Annotated in this window: 13 protein-coding genes; 2 read left to right on the plus strand and 11 right to left on the minus strand. The window is 54.4% G+C overall.

Going from position 1 to position 14,064, the window contains the following annotated elements; genetic code table 11:
• Positions 1–404: 404 nt before the first annotated feature.
• On the minus strand, positions 405–1,247 hold the full coding sequence (locus tag FKW31_RS01625) for an SDR family oxidoreductase (RefSeq protein WP_050793082.1): 843 nt from the start codon (positions 1,245–1,247) through the stop codon (positions 405–407).
• Positions 1,248–1,278: 31 nt separating this feature from the next.
• On the opposite strand from FKW31_RS01625, the gene FKW31_RS01630 reads away from it, so the two are divergent.
• Positions 1,279–2,427: a hypothetical protein gene (locus tag FKW31_RS01630; RefSeq protein ID WP_150177318.1), complete on the plus strand. Its 1,149-nt coding sequence runs from the start codon at positions 1,279–1,281 to the stop codon at positions 2,425–2,427.
• Between the two features lie 24 nt (positions 2,428–2,451).
• Here FKW31_RS01630 and thiL read toward each other — a convergent pair whose 3' ends face one another.
• The 3 genes from thiL to nrdR form a co-directional block, all read right to left on the minus strand.
• On the minus strand, positions 2,452–3,441 hold the full coding sequence (gene thiL / locus FKW31_RS01635; RefSeq protein WP_150177319.1) for a thiamine-phosphate kinase: 990 nt from the start codon (positions 3,439–3,441) through the stop codon (positions 2,452–2,454).
• A complete protein-coding gene (gene nusB, locus FKW31_RS01640; protein WP_006115316.1) occupies positions 3,410–3,934 on the minus strand; it encodes a transcription antitermination factor NusB in 525 nt (174 codons plus the stop codon). Before nusB ends, thiL begins: the two co-directional genes overlap by 32 nt.
• 65 nt (positions 3,935–3,999) lie before the next feature.
• Entirely contained in the window at positions 4,000–4,476 is a 477-nt protein-coding gene (gene nrdR / locus FKW31_RS01645) for a transcriptional regulator NrdR (protein WP_006115317.1), read from the minus strand.
• A gap of 138 nt (positions 4,477–4,614) precedes the next feature.
• Between nrdR and FKW31_RS01650 the strand changes: the two genes are divergently transcribed.
• A complete protein-coding gene (locus tag FKW31_RS01650) occupies positions 4,615–5,133 on the plus strand; it encodes a copper chaperone PCu(A)C (RefSeq protein WP_035351360.1) in 519 nt (172 codons plus the stop codon).
• A 62-nt stretch (positions 5,134–5,195) separates the two neighbouring features.
• Here FKW31_RS01650 and glpK read toward each other — a convergent pair whose 3' ends face one another.
• From glpK to cydC, 7 genes are all read right to left on the minus strand, one after another.
• Entirely contained in the window at positions 5,196–6,695 is a 1,500-nt protein-coding gene (gene glpK / locus FKW31_RS01655; RefSeq protein WP_006115319.1) for a glycerol kinase GlpK, read from the minus strand.
• A gap of 27 nt (positions 6,696–6,722) precedes the next feature.
• Positions 6,723–7,553 carry an MIP/aquaporin family protein gene (locus tag FKW31_RS01660; protein WP_006115320.1) on the minus strand — a complete coding sequence of 277 codons (831 nt, stop codon included), beginning with the start codon at positions 7,551–7,553 and terminating at the stop codon, positions 6,723–6,725.
• Positions 7,554–7,598: 45 nt separating this feature from the next.
• Entirely contained in the window at positions 7,599–9,119 is a 1,521-nt protein-coding gene (glpD, locus tag FKW31_RS01665) for a glycerol-3-phosphate dehydrogenase (protein ID WP_150177321.1), read from the minus strand.
• Positions 9,120–9,259: 140 nt separating this feature from the next.
• Positions 9,260–10,030, minus strand: coding sequence for a DeoR/GlpR family DNA-binding transcription regulator (locus FKW31_RS01670; RefSeq protein WP_006115322.1), 771 nt, complete (start codon positions 10,028–10,030; stop codon positions 9,260–9,262).
• The gene (recQ, locus tag FKW31_RS01675) at positions 10,027–11,907 is read right to left on the minus strand and encodes a DNA helicase RecQ (protein ID WP_035351354.1); all 1,881 of its coding nucleotides are present in this window, start codon (positions 11,905–11,907) and stop codon (positions 10,027–10,029) included. The genes FKW31_RS01670 and recQ overlap by 4 nt, the downstream gene beginning before the upstream one ends.
• 4 nt (positions 11,908–11,911) lie before the next feature.
• Positions 11,912–12,289 (minus strand): OmpA family protein, encoded by a 378-nt coding sequence (locus tag FKW31_RS01680; protein ID WP_035351352.1) that lies wholly within the window; start codon positions 12,287–12,289, stop codon positions 11,912–11,914.
• Between the two features lie 78 nt (positions 12,290–12,367).
• Positions 12,368–14,062 carry a thiol reductant ABC exporter subunit CydC gene (cydC, locus tag FKW31_RS01685; protein ID WP_150177323.1) on the minus strand — a complete coding sequence of 565 codons (1,695 nt, stop codon included), beginning with the start codon at positions 14,060–14,062 and terminating at the stop codon, positions 12,368–12,370.
• Positions 14,063–14,064 lie beyond the last annotated feature (2 nt).

A 14,064-nucleotide genomic window follows, 5' to 3' on the forward strand; every position in this document is an offset into this window, starting at 1 on the left:
AAAAAGGTGCTGCTGTCCGCATATCTTGGGCTCCGGTGTGCCATGCCGGGTATAAATATTTCGTAAAATAAGGGCTTGGCTTGTGCAGAAAAAATTTGCTGATGTTTTTTTGGAGAAAGTAGAACAGATAAACGCTGGGCGGACTATTTATGCCAGCGCAGGCGCTTTTTTATGTGTCTGTTTTATGCTGGGGTTGGCTAATCTGATCTGCCATTTTGGCCTGCATATTGATCTAGCTTATCTGGTGCGAGATCTTATTTTTATCATGGCATTTTATTTTTTCCTGCCTCCTCTCATCTTATGGGTTGGAAAAGGCAGATTACCGGGTGGTGAGAGTTAGTTTTTTCTGCTCCATCAAGCTTGTGCTTTACTTTTTTCAAGCAGCACAAGCTATCCAGAAAAACTTATTGTCGCTCTTTTTGGCCAACAATCAGGCTGCGTAAAATGCGTTCGCGCAGGCATTGAGGCAGCAGCCGCTCAAGAACGCGCAGCGCCCGAAATGGCCACGGAAAGATATAAACTTTCTTTCTTTTGTTAATGGCCCGGATAATGCGGCGTGCAGCACTTTTGGCTGAAACCAGAAATGGCCGTGGCCCTTCCAGCCTGCGGCTCATAGGTGTGTCTATAAAGCCGGGCACAATCAGCGTAAGGCCCACACCTTTATCTTCCCACGCCAGACCTGCCGCACGCGCAAAAAAATCCAGCCCACATTTAGAACTGCTATAGGCAGGAGAGCACGGGAGTTCGTAAAAACCTGCAACAGAGCCGATAAGGGCAATATGCCCGCCTCCATTAGGAATCATATTCTGGGCAGCGGCTGTGGCCAAAGCTACAGGCGTGGCATAGTTAACCTGCGCAAGCTGTAAGACCTTTTGCGGGTCTTCTGTCATGCTGTCTAATGGCTGTATGTCAGATAGCCCTGCCCCCAGAATAACCAGATCAGGTTTATGCTCAGCATAATCTGCCTTAAATGCTGCCAGAGCGGCTTCACCATCACACAGATCAATCTGCCGGGTAAAAACAGCAGAGCCACGTGCACAGCACGTTGTGGCAATTTCTGTCAGCCGTTGCGGGTTTCTGCCCCATAGTATCAGTGTCCGGCCTGGTCGTGCGTAACGTTTGGCCAGTTCCATTCCAATTCCGCCGGTGGCCCCAGTCAGCAGAACAGAGCGTGCGGTGTGTTTTCCGTTCGCAACAACTTTCACACTTTTCCCTTTCCCAATGCTGCGTAATAAGGCATCACCCATTGGCTTTTGGCTTTCACACAACGGAGTGGCAATGTCTTCCCCCACTCAGATTACGGTTATACCTGTTTCGGGTTCACGCCAGCTTTCTCTCTTTATAAAACTACCACGCCTTCTTTACGATGGCTTGCCAAGTTATGTGCCTCCTTTAGATATGGAGCAGCGGGATATTTTTTCACCCACGCATGCGCCATTTTTTGAGCACGGCTTTGCTTGTTATTTTCTTGCGTGGCGGAACGGAAAGCCCATTGGGCGTATATCTGCCCAGATAGATGCTTTGGCTCTCAAGCAGCCCGGCCCGCGCACAGGCTTTTTTGGGGCGCTGGATACGCTGGAGCCGGAATGCGTGGCCCCATTGCTTGAAGCCGCGATACAATGGCTAAAATTGCGCAAAATTGAGCGCATACGTGGCCCGTGGACACTGAATAGCAATGGTGAATCCGGGATTATGGTGGAGGGGCAAGATGAGCCCCCCATGATTGGCATACCGTGGCACCCCAAAACTCTGGGGCCTGCTGTGGAGGCTGCTGGGTTTAAGCGTGCGGTAGATTTGCTATCCTACCGGATGGAAACCAGCCCTTCTGCAGAGCGTGCAAACCAGATACCTGCTAACATTCGGCAGCGCTTGGGTGCGATTACCATGCGCGGCCTGCGTAAGGATAAGGTGAATGAAGATGCCGAAATCCTACGTGAAATCTATAATGATGCGTGGTCTGATACGTGGGGAAATATTCCCCTTACGCAGGATGAGGTCAAAAGCCTGCTAAAGGCCCTTAAGCCCATTTTGCGGCCAGAACAGTATGTGCTGGCTGAAGTAGCCGGAGAACCGGCTGCCATTGCGCTGGTTATTCCCAACATGTTTGATATCAGCGGTGACTTAGGTGGTGCGCCCTCTCCGCTGGGCTGGCTCAAGCTGGCCTCTCGCGTAATGAGCCATGATTTCCGGTCTGCACGGGTGGTGCTGTTGGGTGTGCGCAAGAAGTATCTCGGCACCGCCCTGCGCGCCATGTTACCTGCTCTGATTATTGATGAACTGATGAAGCGTGGCCATGTGCTGCCTTATCGCAGTATTGAGCTAGGCTGGGTGTTGGAAACGCATGAAGGCCTGCGTAAGCTGATTGAACGCATTTCTCCCACGCCTTACAAACGGCACCGGATGTACGAAAAACTTCTGGTGGAATAAATCGCGCTCTGGCGGGGGGAGCGCCTAAAGGTGGCTCCACCCGTGGGAACGGAATTGCAGGCTTTTGCCTGCGCTATCTACAACCGTTACACCGGTAGATCCCTGCGTGAATTCCCCGATACGGGTTACTTTTATGGGGCCGCAGGCGGTATCTAACGCGCCTTTGCGTAGCAATGAGGCTTCATGCTGCGTGGGAACGGCAAATAAAATCTCGTAATCATCGCCGCCAGTCAGGCAGGTTTCCAGCCATTTGGGGCCTGCTTGGCGAGCTGCGTCTGATAGAGGCACGGTATCTGCGTGGATGGTCACATGCAGCGCGTTTTCCCGCGCGAGATGCCCTGCATCTTGGAGCAAACCGTCTGAAATATCCATGGCAGCAGAAGCAAGGCCGTATAAGGGTAAACCAATACGGGGCTGTGGCAGGCGGTAACGCTGCGCCAGATGGCCAGATGGATCAGGTATCTCACCTTTAAGGGCGCGTAGGCCTAATGCGCCATCACCAATAGTGCCGGTAACCCATAAACCATCACCAGCCTGAGTGCCTTGTCGGCGGATAGCCTGCCCCGGCAACACAGAGCCAAGAATGGTCAGGGATAAGACCAGCGGGCCACGGGTGGAGGTTGTATCGCCCCCCAGTAACTGGAGCCCGAATTGCTCCTGATCCGCTTTAAGCCCTTTGCAAAACTGTGCCACCCACTGTTCGGTAGTATGAGGTGGGCGTGCAAATGTTAGTAGCCAACCTTCCGGGCGGCTGCCCATGGCAGCCAGATCAGACAGGTTACAGCGTAGCAGCTTGCGGCCAATGGTTTCTGGTGGATCATCTGGCAGAAAGTGAACATTTTCTACCATACCATCCGCTGCAATCACCAGTTCTCGCCCTTCGGGCGGCGTGAAAACAGCGGCGTCATCCCTCAATTCAAGGGCAGCAGCCCCAGCCAGAGCAGAAAAGTGCTGCCGGATAAACGCAAATTCCTGCGGCAGATCAGTCTGGTTGCTGGGTTTGTTCTGTATCATGGTTCCGTTCAGCCGCCAGACGTTTGAAGAGCGTATCCAGAACGCCGTTCACAAGGCGCGGTTCGTCACCAGAGAAGAAGGCGTGGGCCACGTCCATATATTCGTTGATCAGCACAGGGGCTGGTGCATCGCCTTCTGTTGCTTCTGCCGCGGCTGCCAGAAGCAATGCGCGCAATACGGGGTCTAACCGTGCAATGGGCCACGTTTCTGGAAGCGTTTTTTCAACTTCCTGCGTAACCTGCGTGCGTAGGGAGGTTACCAGCCGCACAATGTGGCTGAAAAGCTGTGTATCGGCCTCTGGAATGCAGCCGTCTTCATAGCTTGCGCCATCCAGCGTTGTGCCAAACCGATGAACCAGAAACTGTTCAATAACGTTTTCTGGGCGGTCTCCATTCTGGTCAATCTGGAACAGGGCCTGCACAGCGGCAACGCGTGCTGCCGTGCGGGGCCGTTGCGCCCCTTTCAAACGGGGTTCGTCCTGTAGTTCTGTCATCCATCCCTCCTGCCCGGCCAGTCAGTTGCAAAGCCGGGTTTCATGGCGCTTTTCTGTTCTAAGGTCTAGTCTTTTCCGGGGGCTGGGGCGCCACCAGATTCCATAAGGTTCAGAATTTCCGAAAAATCCTTGGCTTCCGTAAAATCGCGGTACACGCTTGCAAACCGCACATATCCAACGCCATCTACTTCCTTAAGGGCATCCATTGCCAGTTCACCTATGCGGGTGGATGTCACCTCGGTTTCTCCGTTCCCTTCAAGCTGGCGCACAATGCCGGTAACAATCTGCTCAATCTGTTCTTCGGAAACAGGGCGTTTGCGCAGGGCGATACGGATGGAGCGTGCAATTTTTTCCCGATCAAAGGGCGCGCGCCTGCCATCGTTTTTCACCACAACCAGTTCTCGTAGTTGCACACGTTCTACCGTGGTAAAACGCTGCCCGCAGGACAGGCATGCACGCCGCCGCCGAATGGCCAGTCCTTCCTCATTGGGGCGACTGTCCTTGACCTGACTATCTGGGTTCCCGCAAAAAGGGCAACGCATGGTGGTATCAACCTTCCCTCAGGCGCATTTTTGGCTGGCGTTTTCTGTTGTTAAAAGAGCGCGTATGTAAAGGCACCACTTATTTCTTTTGGGCCGTTTCGTCCATACCATGTGGCGGTCCATCTGGATGGAGAAATTATGAAACGCAGCCATTTTGCTGTTCTGTTCTGTGCAGCTCTTTCTTGTTCAGCCTATGCCTTACCGCAGGCGTTGGCCGATAATCAGCCTTCCCAGCCCGTTTTGCCGGAGCAGGTGGATGCTCAAAAGGATATTACCATATTTGACACATCTTTGCATCTGGCATCGGAAGGAGAACCGGCAACAGTTTATTTTGCCCTGTCCAATGCCAGTGAAACCGCGCATCTGCTTACGGGGGTGAGTTCTCCCGTTTGCCAGAAACTGGTGGGCCACCATGCCGATCAGGAAAGCACAGGCGGTACTAGGGTGCTGTTTACCCATCTTGCCCTGCCGGGCAACTCTACACTGGTGTTTCCGCCGGGCGGGTACCACCTGCTCTGCTTTGGCCTTTCCAATAACGTGCATGCCAATCAGAACGTGCCGTTTACATTTACATTTATGGGTGGATCTTCAAAAACCGTATCTGTTCCTGTTCAGGATGCAGGCACAGATGCAGAAAGCGACCATAAGCCAGACTGATCACGCCATATTCAGCAAAGCGTTGCTCTGGCAGGAAAAATATTCCCGCCAGAGCTTATTTTTTAGCTGCCCGTATAGGTGCTAAGAGTGCGCTTAACCGCCTGATGCCATCCAGCAATCATGGTGCGGCGCTGTTCATTTTCCATTTTAGGTTCAAATAGAGAGCCCCGTGCCCATTCGGAAGCCACGGTCTGCTCGCTATCCCACACACCTGTTGCAATGCCCGCCAGAAAGCCTGCGCCCAGAGCGGTGGTTTCCACATTGCGTGGACGCTCCACCTTGGCTTGCAGCATGTCTGCAAGAAACTGGCAGTACCAGTCATTGGCAGACATGCCGCCATCTACGCGAATGCTATCTGTGGTGCCACCGCCATCCTGCATCATGGCCGTAACCAGATCGAGCGTCTGATAGGCTACGGATTCCAAAGCAGCACGGGCAATATGCGCAGCACTTGAATCCAGCGTTAGGCCGCAGATCAGCCCGCGTGCATCAGGGTCCCAATGCGGGGCGCCTAGGCCTACAAACCCCGGCACCATGTAAACGCCGTGGCTATCTGGCACACGTGTCGCCATATCATCGGTTTGAGATGCGTGGGTGATCAGGTGCAGCCCATCACGCAACCATTTGATAGCGGCACCCGCCACAAAAATGGAGCCTTCCAGCGCGTAGGTGGTTTTGCCATTAATACGGTAGGCAATGGTGGTGAGCATGCGGTTGCGAGATGTTACGGGTTTATCCCCCGTATTCAGCAGCAAAAAGCAGCCCGTGCCATAGGTGGCCTTAGCCATGCCTGGTGTAAAGCACGCCTGCCCGACCACAGCGGCCTGCTGATCCCCCGCAATACCTGCGATAGGAATGGATCGGCCGAACAGTTCGGGATCAGTTTCACCGTAAATGCAGCTGCTATCTTTCACTTCTGGCAAAAGTGCCGCAGGTACGCGGAAAAGACGCAGAAGGTCTTCATCCCACTGTTGGCGGTGGATATCAAACAACATGGTGCGAGATGCGTTGGTGACATCCGTTGCATGCACCTTGCCGCCAGTCAGACGCCAGAGAATGAAGGAATCAATGGTGCCAAAAGCCAGCTCGCCTTTTTCTGCACGCTCACGGGCCTGAGGCACGTTATCCAGCAGCCATGCCAGCTTGGTGGCAGAAAAATACGGATCAATCAAAAGCCCGGTGCGTTCGCGCACCAGTGTTTCTGCGCCTTCATCACGCAGTTTCTGGCACACATTGGCCGTGCGCCGATCCTGCCAGACAATGGCGCGGTGGATAGGCTTACCTGTGGCGCGTTCCCACACCACAATGGTTTCGCGCTGGTTGGTAATGCCAATGCCCGCTACCCGGTCTGCCGCGCCAGATTTCTCCAGCGCTGTGCGTGCGGTGTTAACGACATCTTTCCAGATATCTTCCGGGCAGTGTTCTACCCAACCCGCCTTGGGGTAATGCTGTGCAAACTCCTCTCTGGCGGCAGCGAGTTCCTGCGCATCACGATCAAAGACAATGCTGCGTGTTGATGTCGTTCCCTGATCAATAGCCAGGACACAGTCTTGCTTACTCATTAAGGAGTATCCTTCTGCGTGTTGCGGTCAGTCTGCCGCCGTCGTGGTCACCCGGGCCCTTGCGGGCATAAATGGGCGTAGAAGTGTCTGGTAAAGTGTGGCGCCCACTAAACCGCCCACCATGGGGCCAGCAATAGGCATCCACCAATAATTGCCGGGGGAAGGAAACGCGGCACGTCCCCATCCTGCAACAAAACAGAAAATGCGCGGCCCAAGATCGCGCGCAGGGTTGAGGGCCCAGCCTTCCAAAAAGCCGGAAGATGCGCCCAAAATGGCAACCAGCAAGCCAATAATCAGCGCACCGGAATTAGCCTGCGGGGCCACGGTATTGTATTCACAGGTAATGGCAAAAATACCCAGCACCAAAATAGCGGTAAGGATAACCTCATTCATCATGGCGTGAAGTGGGGTTACAAAATCACCGGGATGGGTAAAGAAAACGCCAGAAGCTGCGCCGTCATTCACCCAATCCAGATGATTAGCGAGCGCGTAATGCTGGATAACGGAGCCATACAGGGCATATACAAGCGAAGCGCCTAAAAAGCCGCCCCCAACTTGCGCCACCCAATAAGGCACAACTTTTTTCCAGGAAAAACCACGGTAGCATGCCAAAGCCAGCGTAACGGCCGGGTTGGCATGCGTGCCAGATACAGAACCAGTGACATAGATGGCCAGCGTAACAGCCAGCCCCCATGTAATGGCAACACCCCAGTAAGCCTGCTTGAAGGGGCTGGGATCATACAGCGAGAACATTGCTGCCACTGAATCCCCTATAGTCACAATAATCATAACAGCCAGACATTCGGCTATCATTTCCCCAAGCAGGGCTTTTCCTGTTTTTTCCATGACCTTCCTCATTATTATTTTTCTTGTTGGAAAGGACGTATCTATGGTTCTCAGATATCAGGCAAGTTTCTTCCCGACATATGCTTCAACATTGGCTTTTTCTGCATCGCTCAGATGCAGACCCAGCTTGCTACGGCGCCACAGAACATCTTCTGCCGTGCGAGCCCATTCGCGAGAGATCAGATAATCTACTTCACGCGATGTTAAGTCACCGCCCAGCACTTCGCCCATATCCTGCATGCTATTGGCTTCACCAATAATTTCGTAGGTGCGGCTGCCATAATTGCGCATCAGGCGCCATGCAAGACCTTCTGGCAGCCATGGGGCTGTACGGCGCAGGCGTGCCAGAGCCTGATCAAACCCGCCATCTCCCAAGTCACCACCGGGCAGAACTTCCTGTGCAGTCCAGCTTTCGCCACCCACTGCGGGCAGAACAGGCGCCAGTTTTTCCAGCGCGTGTTCGGCCAGTTTGCGGTATGTGGTAATCTTGCCGCCAAAAATGGAAAGTAGCGGCGCACCGTCCTGCGTATCCAGATCCAGCACGTAATCACGCGTTACGGCAGAAGCGTTGGCAGAGGCATCATCATACAGCGGACGTAGGCCAGCATAGCTCCACACCACGTCGCTTTCTTTCACCTGCACGTTCAGGTAGCGGTTTACGCTTTCACACAGGTAAGTCACTTCATCGGGCGCAATGTTCACTTTGCCCGGTTCCTGCTTCCACGGAATATCGGTGGTGCCGATCAGCGTGAAATTCTGTTCATATGGAATAGCGAACACAATGCGCTTATCCGGATTCTGGAAGATGTAAGCCTGCGGGCCTTCATACACACGCGGCACAATAATATGGCTGCCCTTGACCAACCGAACAGATTTGGAATTCGGGATTTTCAGCGTATCGGCCAGCAAACGCGCAACCCACGGGCCAGCAGCGTTGACCAGCGCCTTGGCGCGTACGGTTGTGGTTTTGCCGGTTGCGCGGTCTTCCAGCGTGGCTTCCCACACACCGTTGGCGCGGTTGGCCGCAATCAGGCGTGTGCGTGTACGCACATCTGCACCACGTTCTGCGGCATCCATGGCGTTCAGCACCACAAGGCGGCTGTCCTGCACCCAACCATCGGAATACACAAAACCTTTGGTGTATTCTGGCTTCAGAGCCGCGCCGGATGAATGCGTGCGGAAATCAATGCCGCGAGACTTCGGCAGTGTCATGTTGGAGGCAAGGTGATCGTAAAGGAACAGGCCAGCCTTAAGCATCCATGCCGGGCGCACCAGTTTGGAATGAGGCAGCACAAACCGGAGTGGCCACATAATATGCGGGGCCATTTTCAGCAGGCGTTCACGTTCCATAAGGGCTTCGCGCACCAGGCGGAATTCGTAATATTCCAGGTAACGCAAGCCACCGTGGATAAGCTTCGTGCTGGAAGATGATGTGTAGCTGGCAAGGTCATCCTGCTCTACCAGCAGAACAGAGGCGCCACGGCCAACAGCATCTCGTGCGATGCCTGCGCCGTTTACCCCTCCTCCAACAATGAGCAGATCATAAATGCGGGCGGGAGATGCAGTAGGTGTGGTCATGGTTTCTTCCGGTTTCGGTCAGAACGCAAACTTCTGTCTTTTATTCGTATTCGAAAAGAAAACGCAAGAAGAATGGCGTCAATATGGCCAGATGGCGGTTTTTAACGGCCCTTCCTGCTTTCCTTTACGAAAATCATGGATCATGGTTGGGCAATATGCAGTTTGATATCGTGTTCTTTTAACAGCGCGCGAATGCCCGCTGGTGGTGGTTGATCGGTATAAAACGCGTTGACCTGCGTAATATGCCCTACCCGCGCCATGGGTCTGCGGCGGAACTTGGTGTGGTCTGCCAACAAAAAAACAGTGCGGGCATTGCGCAGAATGGCCTGCGCGGCGCTAATTTCATCTGCATCAAAATCCAGCAATGTGCCGTCTTCATCAATGCCGCTAATGCCGATCACGCCAAAATCCGCCCGGTATTGTTCCATCATGGCGGCGGCTGTAGGGCCAACTATGCCGCCATCACGCAGGCGAACGTGCCCACCCGTAATAATCAGGCTACATTCTGGAGCGGGGGCCAAAAGCGTGGCTACATGAATATTGTTGGTAATCACCCGCAGTGCCTTATGGGTGCGGAGAGATTGCGCAAAGGCTTCTGTAGTTGTGCCAATATTGATGAAAAGCGAAGCCCCGTTGGGAATGGCCTGTGCGGCATTACGCCCAATGGCTTCCTTTTCACGCAAATTCAGGATCTGCCGATCGGAATAAGAAATATTTTCTGATGGCGAAAGAGAGCTGGCTCCACCATGATGGCGCGCCAGCAGCCCCTGTGCGGCCATGATGTTGACGTCTCGGCGCACGGTTTGCACGGTAACATTGAGTTCACGCGCCAAATCTTCGCTGGTTGCATAGCCGTGTTGCTGCACCAGCTTAAGAATGCGAAACCGACGTTGTTGCACTGCCTGTGTCATGCCTGCGCTGTCTCAAGAACCTCCAGCACGGCTTCTCCATACCGTTCCAGTTTGGAGCGCCCTACCCCTTTGATATCTCCCAGCTCATCCAAATCTGAGGGTTTTTCCATGGCGATATCGCGCAGCACGGAATCATGGAAAATAACGTAAGGCGGAATTTCCTGCTCCTGCGCTTCTTCCCGGCGCCATTGGCGTAGGGCATCAAACAGGGCTTTGCTATCTTCCGTAAGGGTAATGCCTGCGCTTTGGCTGCTGCGGTCTGATATGCGGCTGGCTGTTTCCACTACAGGATCTGCACGTAGGTGAATGTCTTCCTCACCGCGTAAAATGGGGCGCGCTACATTCTGGTTTAAAATCAGGCCGCCGTATTGGCCTTCTGTGCGCAAGGCCCCACGCGCAATAAGCTGACGTACCACGCCGCGCCAGAACTGCTCGCTTTTATCCTTACCAATACCCCACACAGTCAGCTTGTCATGCCCATTACGCTTAACGGCTTCTGTGGTTTTGCCGCGCAGCACACTGATAACATGTAGCGCACCAAAACATTGCCCAGTGCGATATACAGCAGAAAGCAGCTTGCGGGCGGCTTCTGTGCCATCAAATGTTAGCACCGGATGTAGGCAGTTATCGCAATGGCCGCAGGGTTCGGCCAATTCCTCACCAAAACAATGCAATAACGCACGGGTGCGGCAACCCGTGGTTTCGGTTAGTGCGATCATGGCTTCCAGCCGGCTGCGCATAATCCGTTTTTCGCTTTCTGGTGCGGCGGATTGATCCAGCCAATAACGGGCGCGAGCCATGTCCTCCCCGCCGTACAGCAGAAGTGTGTCAGATGGCAGGCCATCACGCCCTGCCCGACCAATTTGCTGATAATAGGCCTCTGGCGAGGATGGCATGTCCAGATGCACGACAGCGCGCACGTCTGGCCTATCTATGCCCATGCCAAAGGCGACAGTGGCAACAATAACAAGGGGTTCACCAGATCGAAAACGCAGGAGCGCGGCACGTTTTTCTATGGGGGAAAGCCCGGCGTGATAGGCCAAGGCAGGCCATCCGCGTTCACGCAGAGAAGCGGCCATGCGCTCTGTGCGGGCACGGCTGCCACAATATACAATACTGGCGGCATCCTTATGCCGTTCCAGTGCTGTAATAAGCTGGCGGGTTTCAGACGCTTTGGGCTGCACGGAAATGTTGAGGTTAGGCCGATGAAAGCTGGAAACCAGTACCTCGGCATGCGGCATATCCAGCGCTGTTAGAATATCTTCTCGCGTGCGTTCATCCGCGGTAGCGGTAAGGGCAATACGTGGCACATGCGGAAAATGGCGTGGCAACGCTGTAAGGGCGCGGTATTCTGGCCGGAACTCATGCCCCCATGCCGAAATACAATGAGCCTCATCAATAGCGATAACCGAAAGCGGTATGCGCACAAGCCTGTCCAGCGTGCCGGATGAAAGCAGCCGTTCTGGAGAGATATACAGCAGGTCTATCCGCCCATTTGCCAGATCTGATCTGATTTTGGCGGCTTCATCCCCTTCTAGTTCAGAATGAAGGGCCGCTGCATTGATGCCAAGTTGGCGCAGGCCTGCAACCTGATCATCCATAAGGGCAATAAGGGGGGAAATAACCAGCCCCATGCCTTCGCGGCACAGGGCGGGTATTTGGTAACAAACACTTTTGCCGCCGCCAGTTGGCATAAGCACCAGTGTATCTCTGCCTTCCATAACGCATTCAACGGCTTGCGCCTGAAGGCTGCGGAAACCCGGAAAGCCAAAAACCGCCTGCAGAACCTCCTGCGGCGGTTTGCCAGCAAACCGATCCCGTTCCAGCCTGTTATGTGAAAACTGAGAGGGCGTGGATATGGAGCCGGTTTCTGTCATTCTATCAGGGGTTGGCCAGTTCGATCTCCACGCGGCGGGAGCCAACCTGCATGCCTTCGCTGCTGGAAGGTGCGCGTGGGGTCTGAACGATATGATCACCCGCCACACCATCTTCGCTTAGCTGCTGGGCAACAGTTTTAGCGCGCTGAATGGCCAAAAGCGCATCGGCAGAAAGATCCTGCCCTGCATGTGCGTAACCTTCCACCTTTACAATGCGGGAAGGATGCTTTCTGGATTCGTCTGCCACCTGCAACAGGACATTGCGAGCATTGTCATCCAGCTCTGTTGAACGAGCGGAGAAGAAAACCACGTATTTGCGTGGTGCATTGCCAGCACAAGCAGCCAAAAGGCAGAGACCAGCAACAGGAAGCAAGCGGCGCATATAAAATATCCTAATCAAGATATGTCATTATTTCCTAACTGGTGCCCTGCCGGGGGCATTACGTCAACATAGATTTGCTTATGCAACGGCGGCCTTGGCAACTCCGGCAGAAAGCCGCCAGATGCGATCCAGCTTTTCAACGCCAGTCAGGCGGTGTGCGATAAGGATAACTGTGCGCCCTTCTGTAACGGTGTTGAGTGTGCGTAGGAAGTCCTGCTCTGTCTGGGCATCCAGCCCTGTGGCGGGTTCATCCAAAATCATGATGGGGGCTTGTGTCAGTAATGTGCGGGCCAGCGCAATACGCCGCCCTTGCCCGCCAGATAGCCGAACACCGCCTTCACCCAACCATGTATCCAGCCCTTCTGGCAGGTTCCGCACAACATCTGCAATGGCGGCTTCTTCCAACGCCTGCCACAGGTCTTCTTCCGTAGCATCTGGGTGGCCCAGTAGCAGGTTGGCGCGGATGGTATCATCAAACAGATGCGTGGCTTGGGAAAGCCATGCGATACGCTGGCGCAAAGAGTCTGCCTTAATGCGGGAAATGTCTTTCCCGCCCAGTGTGATTGTTCCGGCTTCTGGTGTGGCAGCTTTAAGAAGGAGAGCTGCAAGGCTGGATTTGCCCACGCCAGATGGCCCCAGAATGGCCACGCGTGCACCTGCGGGAATATCCAGTGTAAGACCATCAAACACCCATGGGCGATTTACCGCCCAGCGGAACTTTACGCCTTCTACACGGATATGCGTATCTAGCGGTGCATCTGTTTGCTCAGACGCGGGAATGGTGATGGCGGAAGGTTGTTCAGCCACTTCCACTACGCGGCGTGCTGCTGCCCCCATTGCACCAGCCTGTAGCCCTGCACGGGTAAGTGCCGCGGCACTTTCAAAAGCAGCAATGGTTAAAAACAGAATGCCCACACCTTCCAGTGCAGGAATATGTTCTGCAAACAGTCCGCCAATGCTCAGTAGCACAGCAAATACGGCAATCTGTCCGGCCAGAAAGGCCATGGCGTTGGCAAGGGCTGCCCGCCGCGCCAGACGGAGCTGATCTTGCAGGAGAGCGGCATCTGCCGCCTGCACACGTGCCAGCATACGGCCTTCTGCGCCAAAAGCGCGGATTTCACGCAGGCCACCAACCAGATCCAGCACCGTAATGCGCAAATGGGCCAGATGATGCACGATCTGGCTGGCAGATGCTCGGCTAGAGCGCGCAATCATCCATGGCACCACAAAGGCAGAGCAGGCAAATAGCAGCCCCACAACAAGGCCCAGCAACACACTGGCATGGCCTGCAATAATAACGAGGGCCGGAAATGTAACGCAGGCACAGATAAGCGGCACCACAATGCGCAGGTAAAGGCCGTCCAACGTGCCAATATCTGAAACAAGGCGGGAAAGCATATCCCCCGCCCGCCGGAAGCCCAAACCGGCAGCAGCCCCCTGCGCGAGGGAGCGGAAAAACCACACACGCAAATCAGCCAACGCGCGGAACATGGCATCATGCGCAAACAGGCGTTCTGCATAACGCAGGATCACACGGCCCGCACCAATCCAGCGCAAAGCTGTTGTGGCAATAACAATTTCACCCATAACGCAACCAGCCAGCCGCAGCCCAGATGTTTGCATGAGCGCCAGCCCAAAAGCCAAGGCCAGCAGAGCCAGAACAATACCGCCAGCAAGGCGCCCCCCCTGTTTGCGCCAGAGCGCAAAAACAGTACGGATGGCTTGCCAATCTGTCAGTTCCCCGGTGGGGCGTGGGTTAGGGAGAGAGGTCATGC

Source organism: Acetobacter sp. DmW_136, assembly GCF_008690365.1.
Taxonomy (GTDB): Bacteria; Pseudomonadota; Alphaproteobacteria; order Acetobacterales; family Acetobacteraceae; genus Acetobacter; species Acetobacter oryzifermentans.

Bases quoted from the DNA above. Each gene is read 5' to 3' on its own strand.
- thiL (WP_150177319.1), bottom strand. From the start codon at position 3,441: ATGATACAGAACAAACCCAGCAACCAGACTGATCTGCCGCAGGAATTT.
- glpD (WP_150177321.1), bottom strand. From the start codon at position 9,119: ATGACCACACCTACTGCATCTCCCGCCCGCATTTATGATCTGCTCATT.
- FKW31_RS01680 (WP_035351352.1), bottom strand. From the start codon at position 12,289: ATGCGCCGCTTGCTTCCTGTTGCTGGTCTCTGCCTTTTGGCTGCTTGT.
- glpK (WP_006115319.1), bottom strand. From the start codon at position 6,695: ATGAGTAAGCAAGACTGTGTCCTGGCTATTGATCAGGGAACGACATCA.
- nusB (WP_006115316.1), bottom strand. From the start codon at position 3,934: ATGACAGAACTACAGGACGAACCCCGTTTGAAAGGGGCGCAACGGCCC.
- recQ (WP_035351354.1), bottom strand. From the start codon at position 11,907: ATGACAGAAACCGGCTCCATATCCACGCCCTCTCAGTTTTCACATAAC.
- FKW31_RS01630 (WP_150177318.1), top strand. From the start codon at position 1,279: ATGTCTTCCCCCACTCAGATTACGGTTATACCTGTTTCGGGTTCACGC.
- FKW31_RS01650 (WP_035351360.1), top strand. From the start codon at position 4,615: ATGAAACGCAGCCATTTTGCTGTTCTGTTCTGTGCAGCTCTTTCTTGT.
- FKW31_RS01660 (WP_006115320.1), bottom strand. From the start codon at position 7,553: ATGAGGAAGGTCATGGAAAAAACAGGAAAAGCCCTGCTTGGGGAAATG.
- nrdR (WP_006115317.1), bottom strand. From the start codon at position 4,476: ATGCGTTGCCCTTTTTGCGGGAACCCAGATAGTCAGGTCAAGGACAGT.
- FKW31_RS01670 (WP_006115322.1), bottom strand. From the start codon at position 10,030: ATGACACAGGCAGTGCAACAACGTCGGTTTCGCATTCTTAAGCTGGTG.
- FKW31_RS01625 (WP_050793082.1), bottom strand. From the start codon at position 1,247: ATGGGTGATGCCTTATTACGCAGCATTGGGAAAGGGAAAAGTGTGAAA.
- cydC (WP_150177323.1), bottom strand. From the start codon at position 14,062: ATGACCTCTCTCCCTAACCCACGCCCCACCGGGGAACTGACAGATTGG.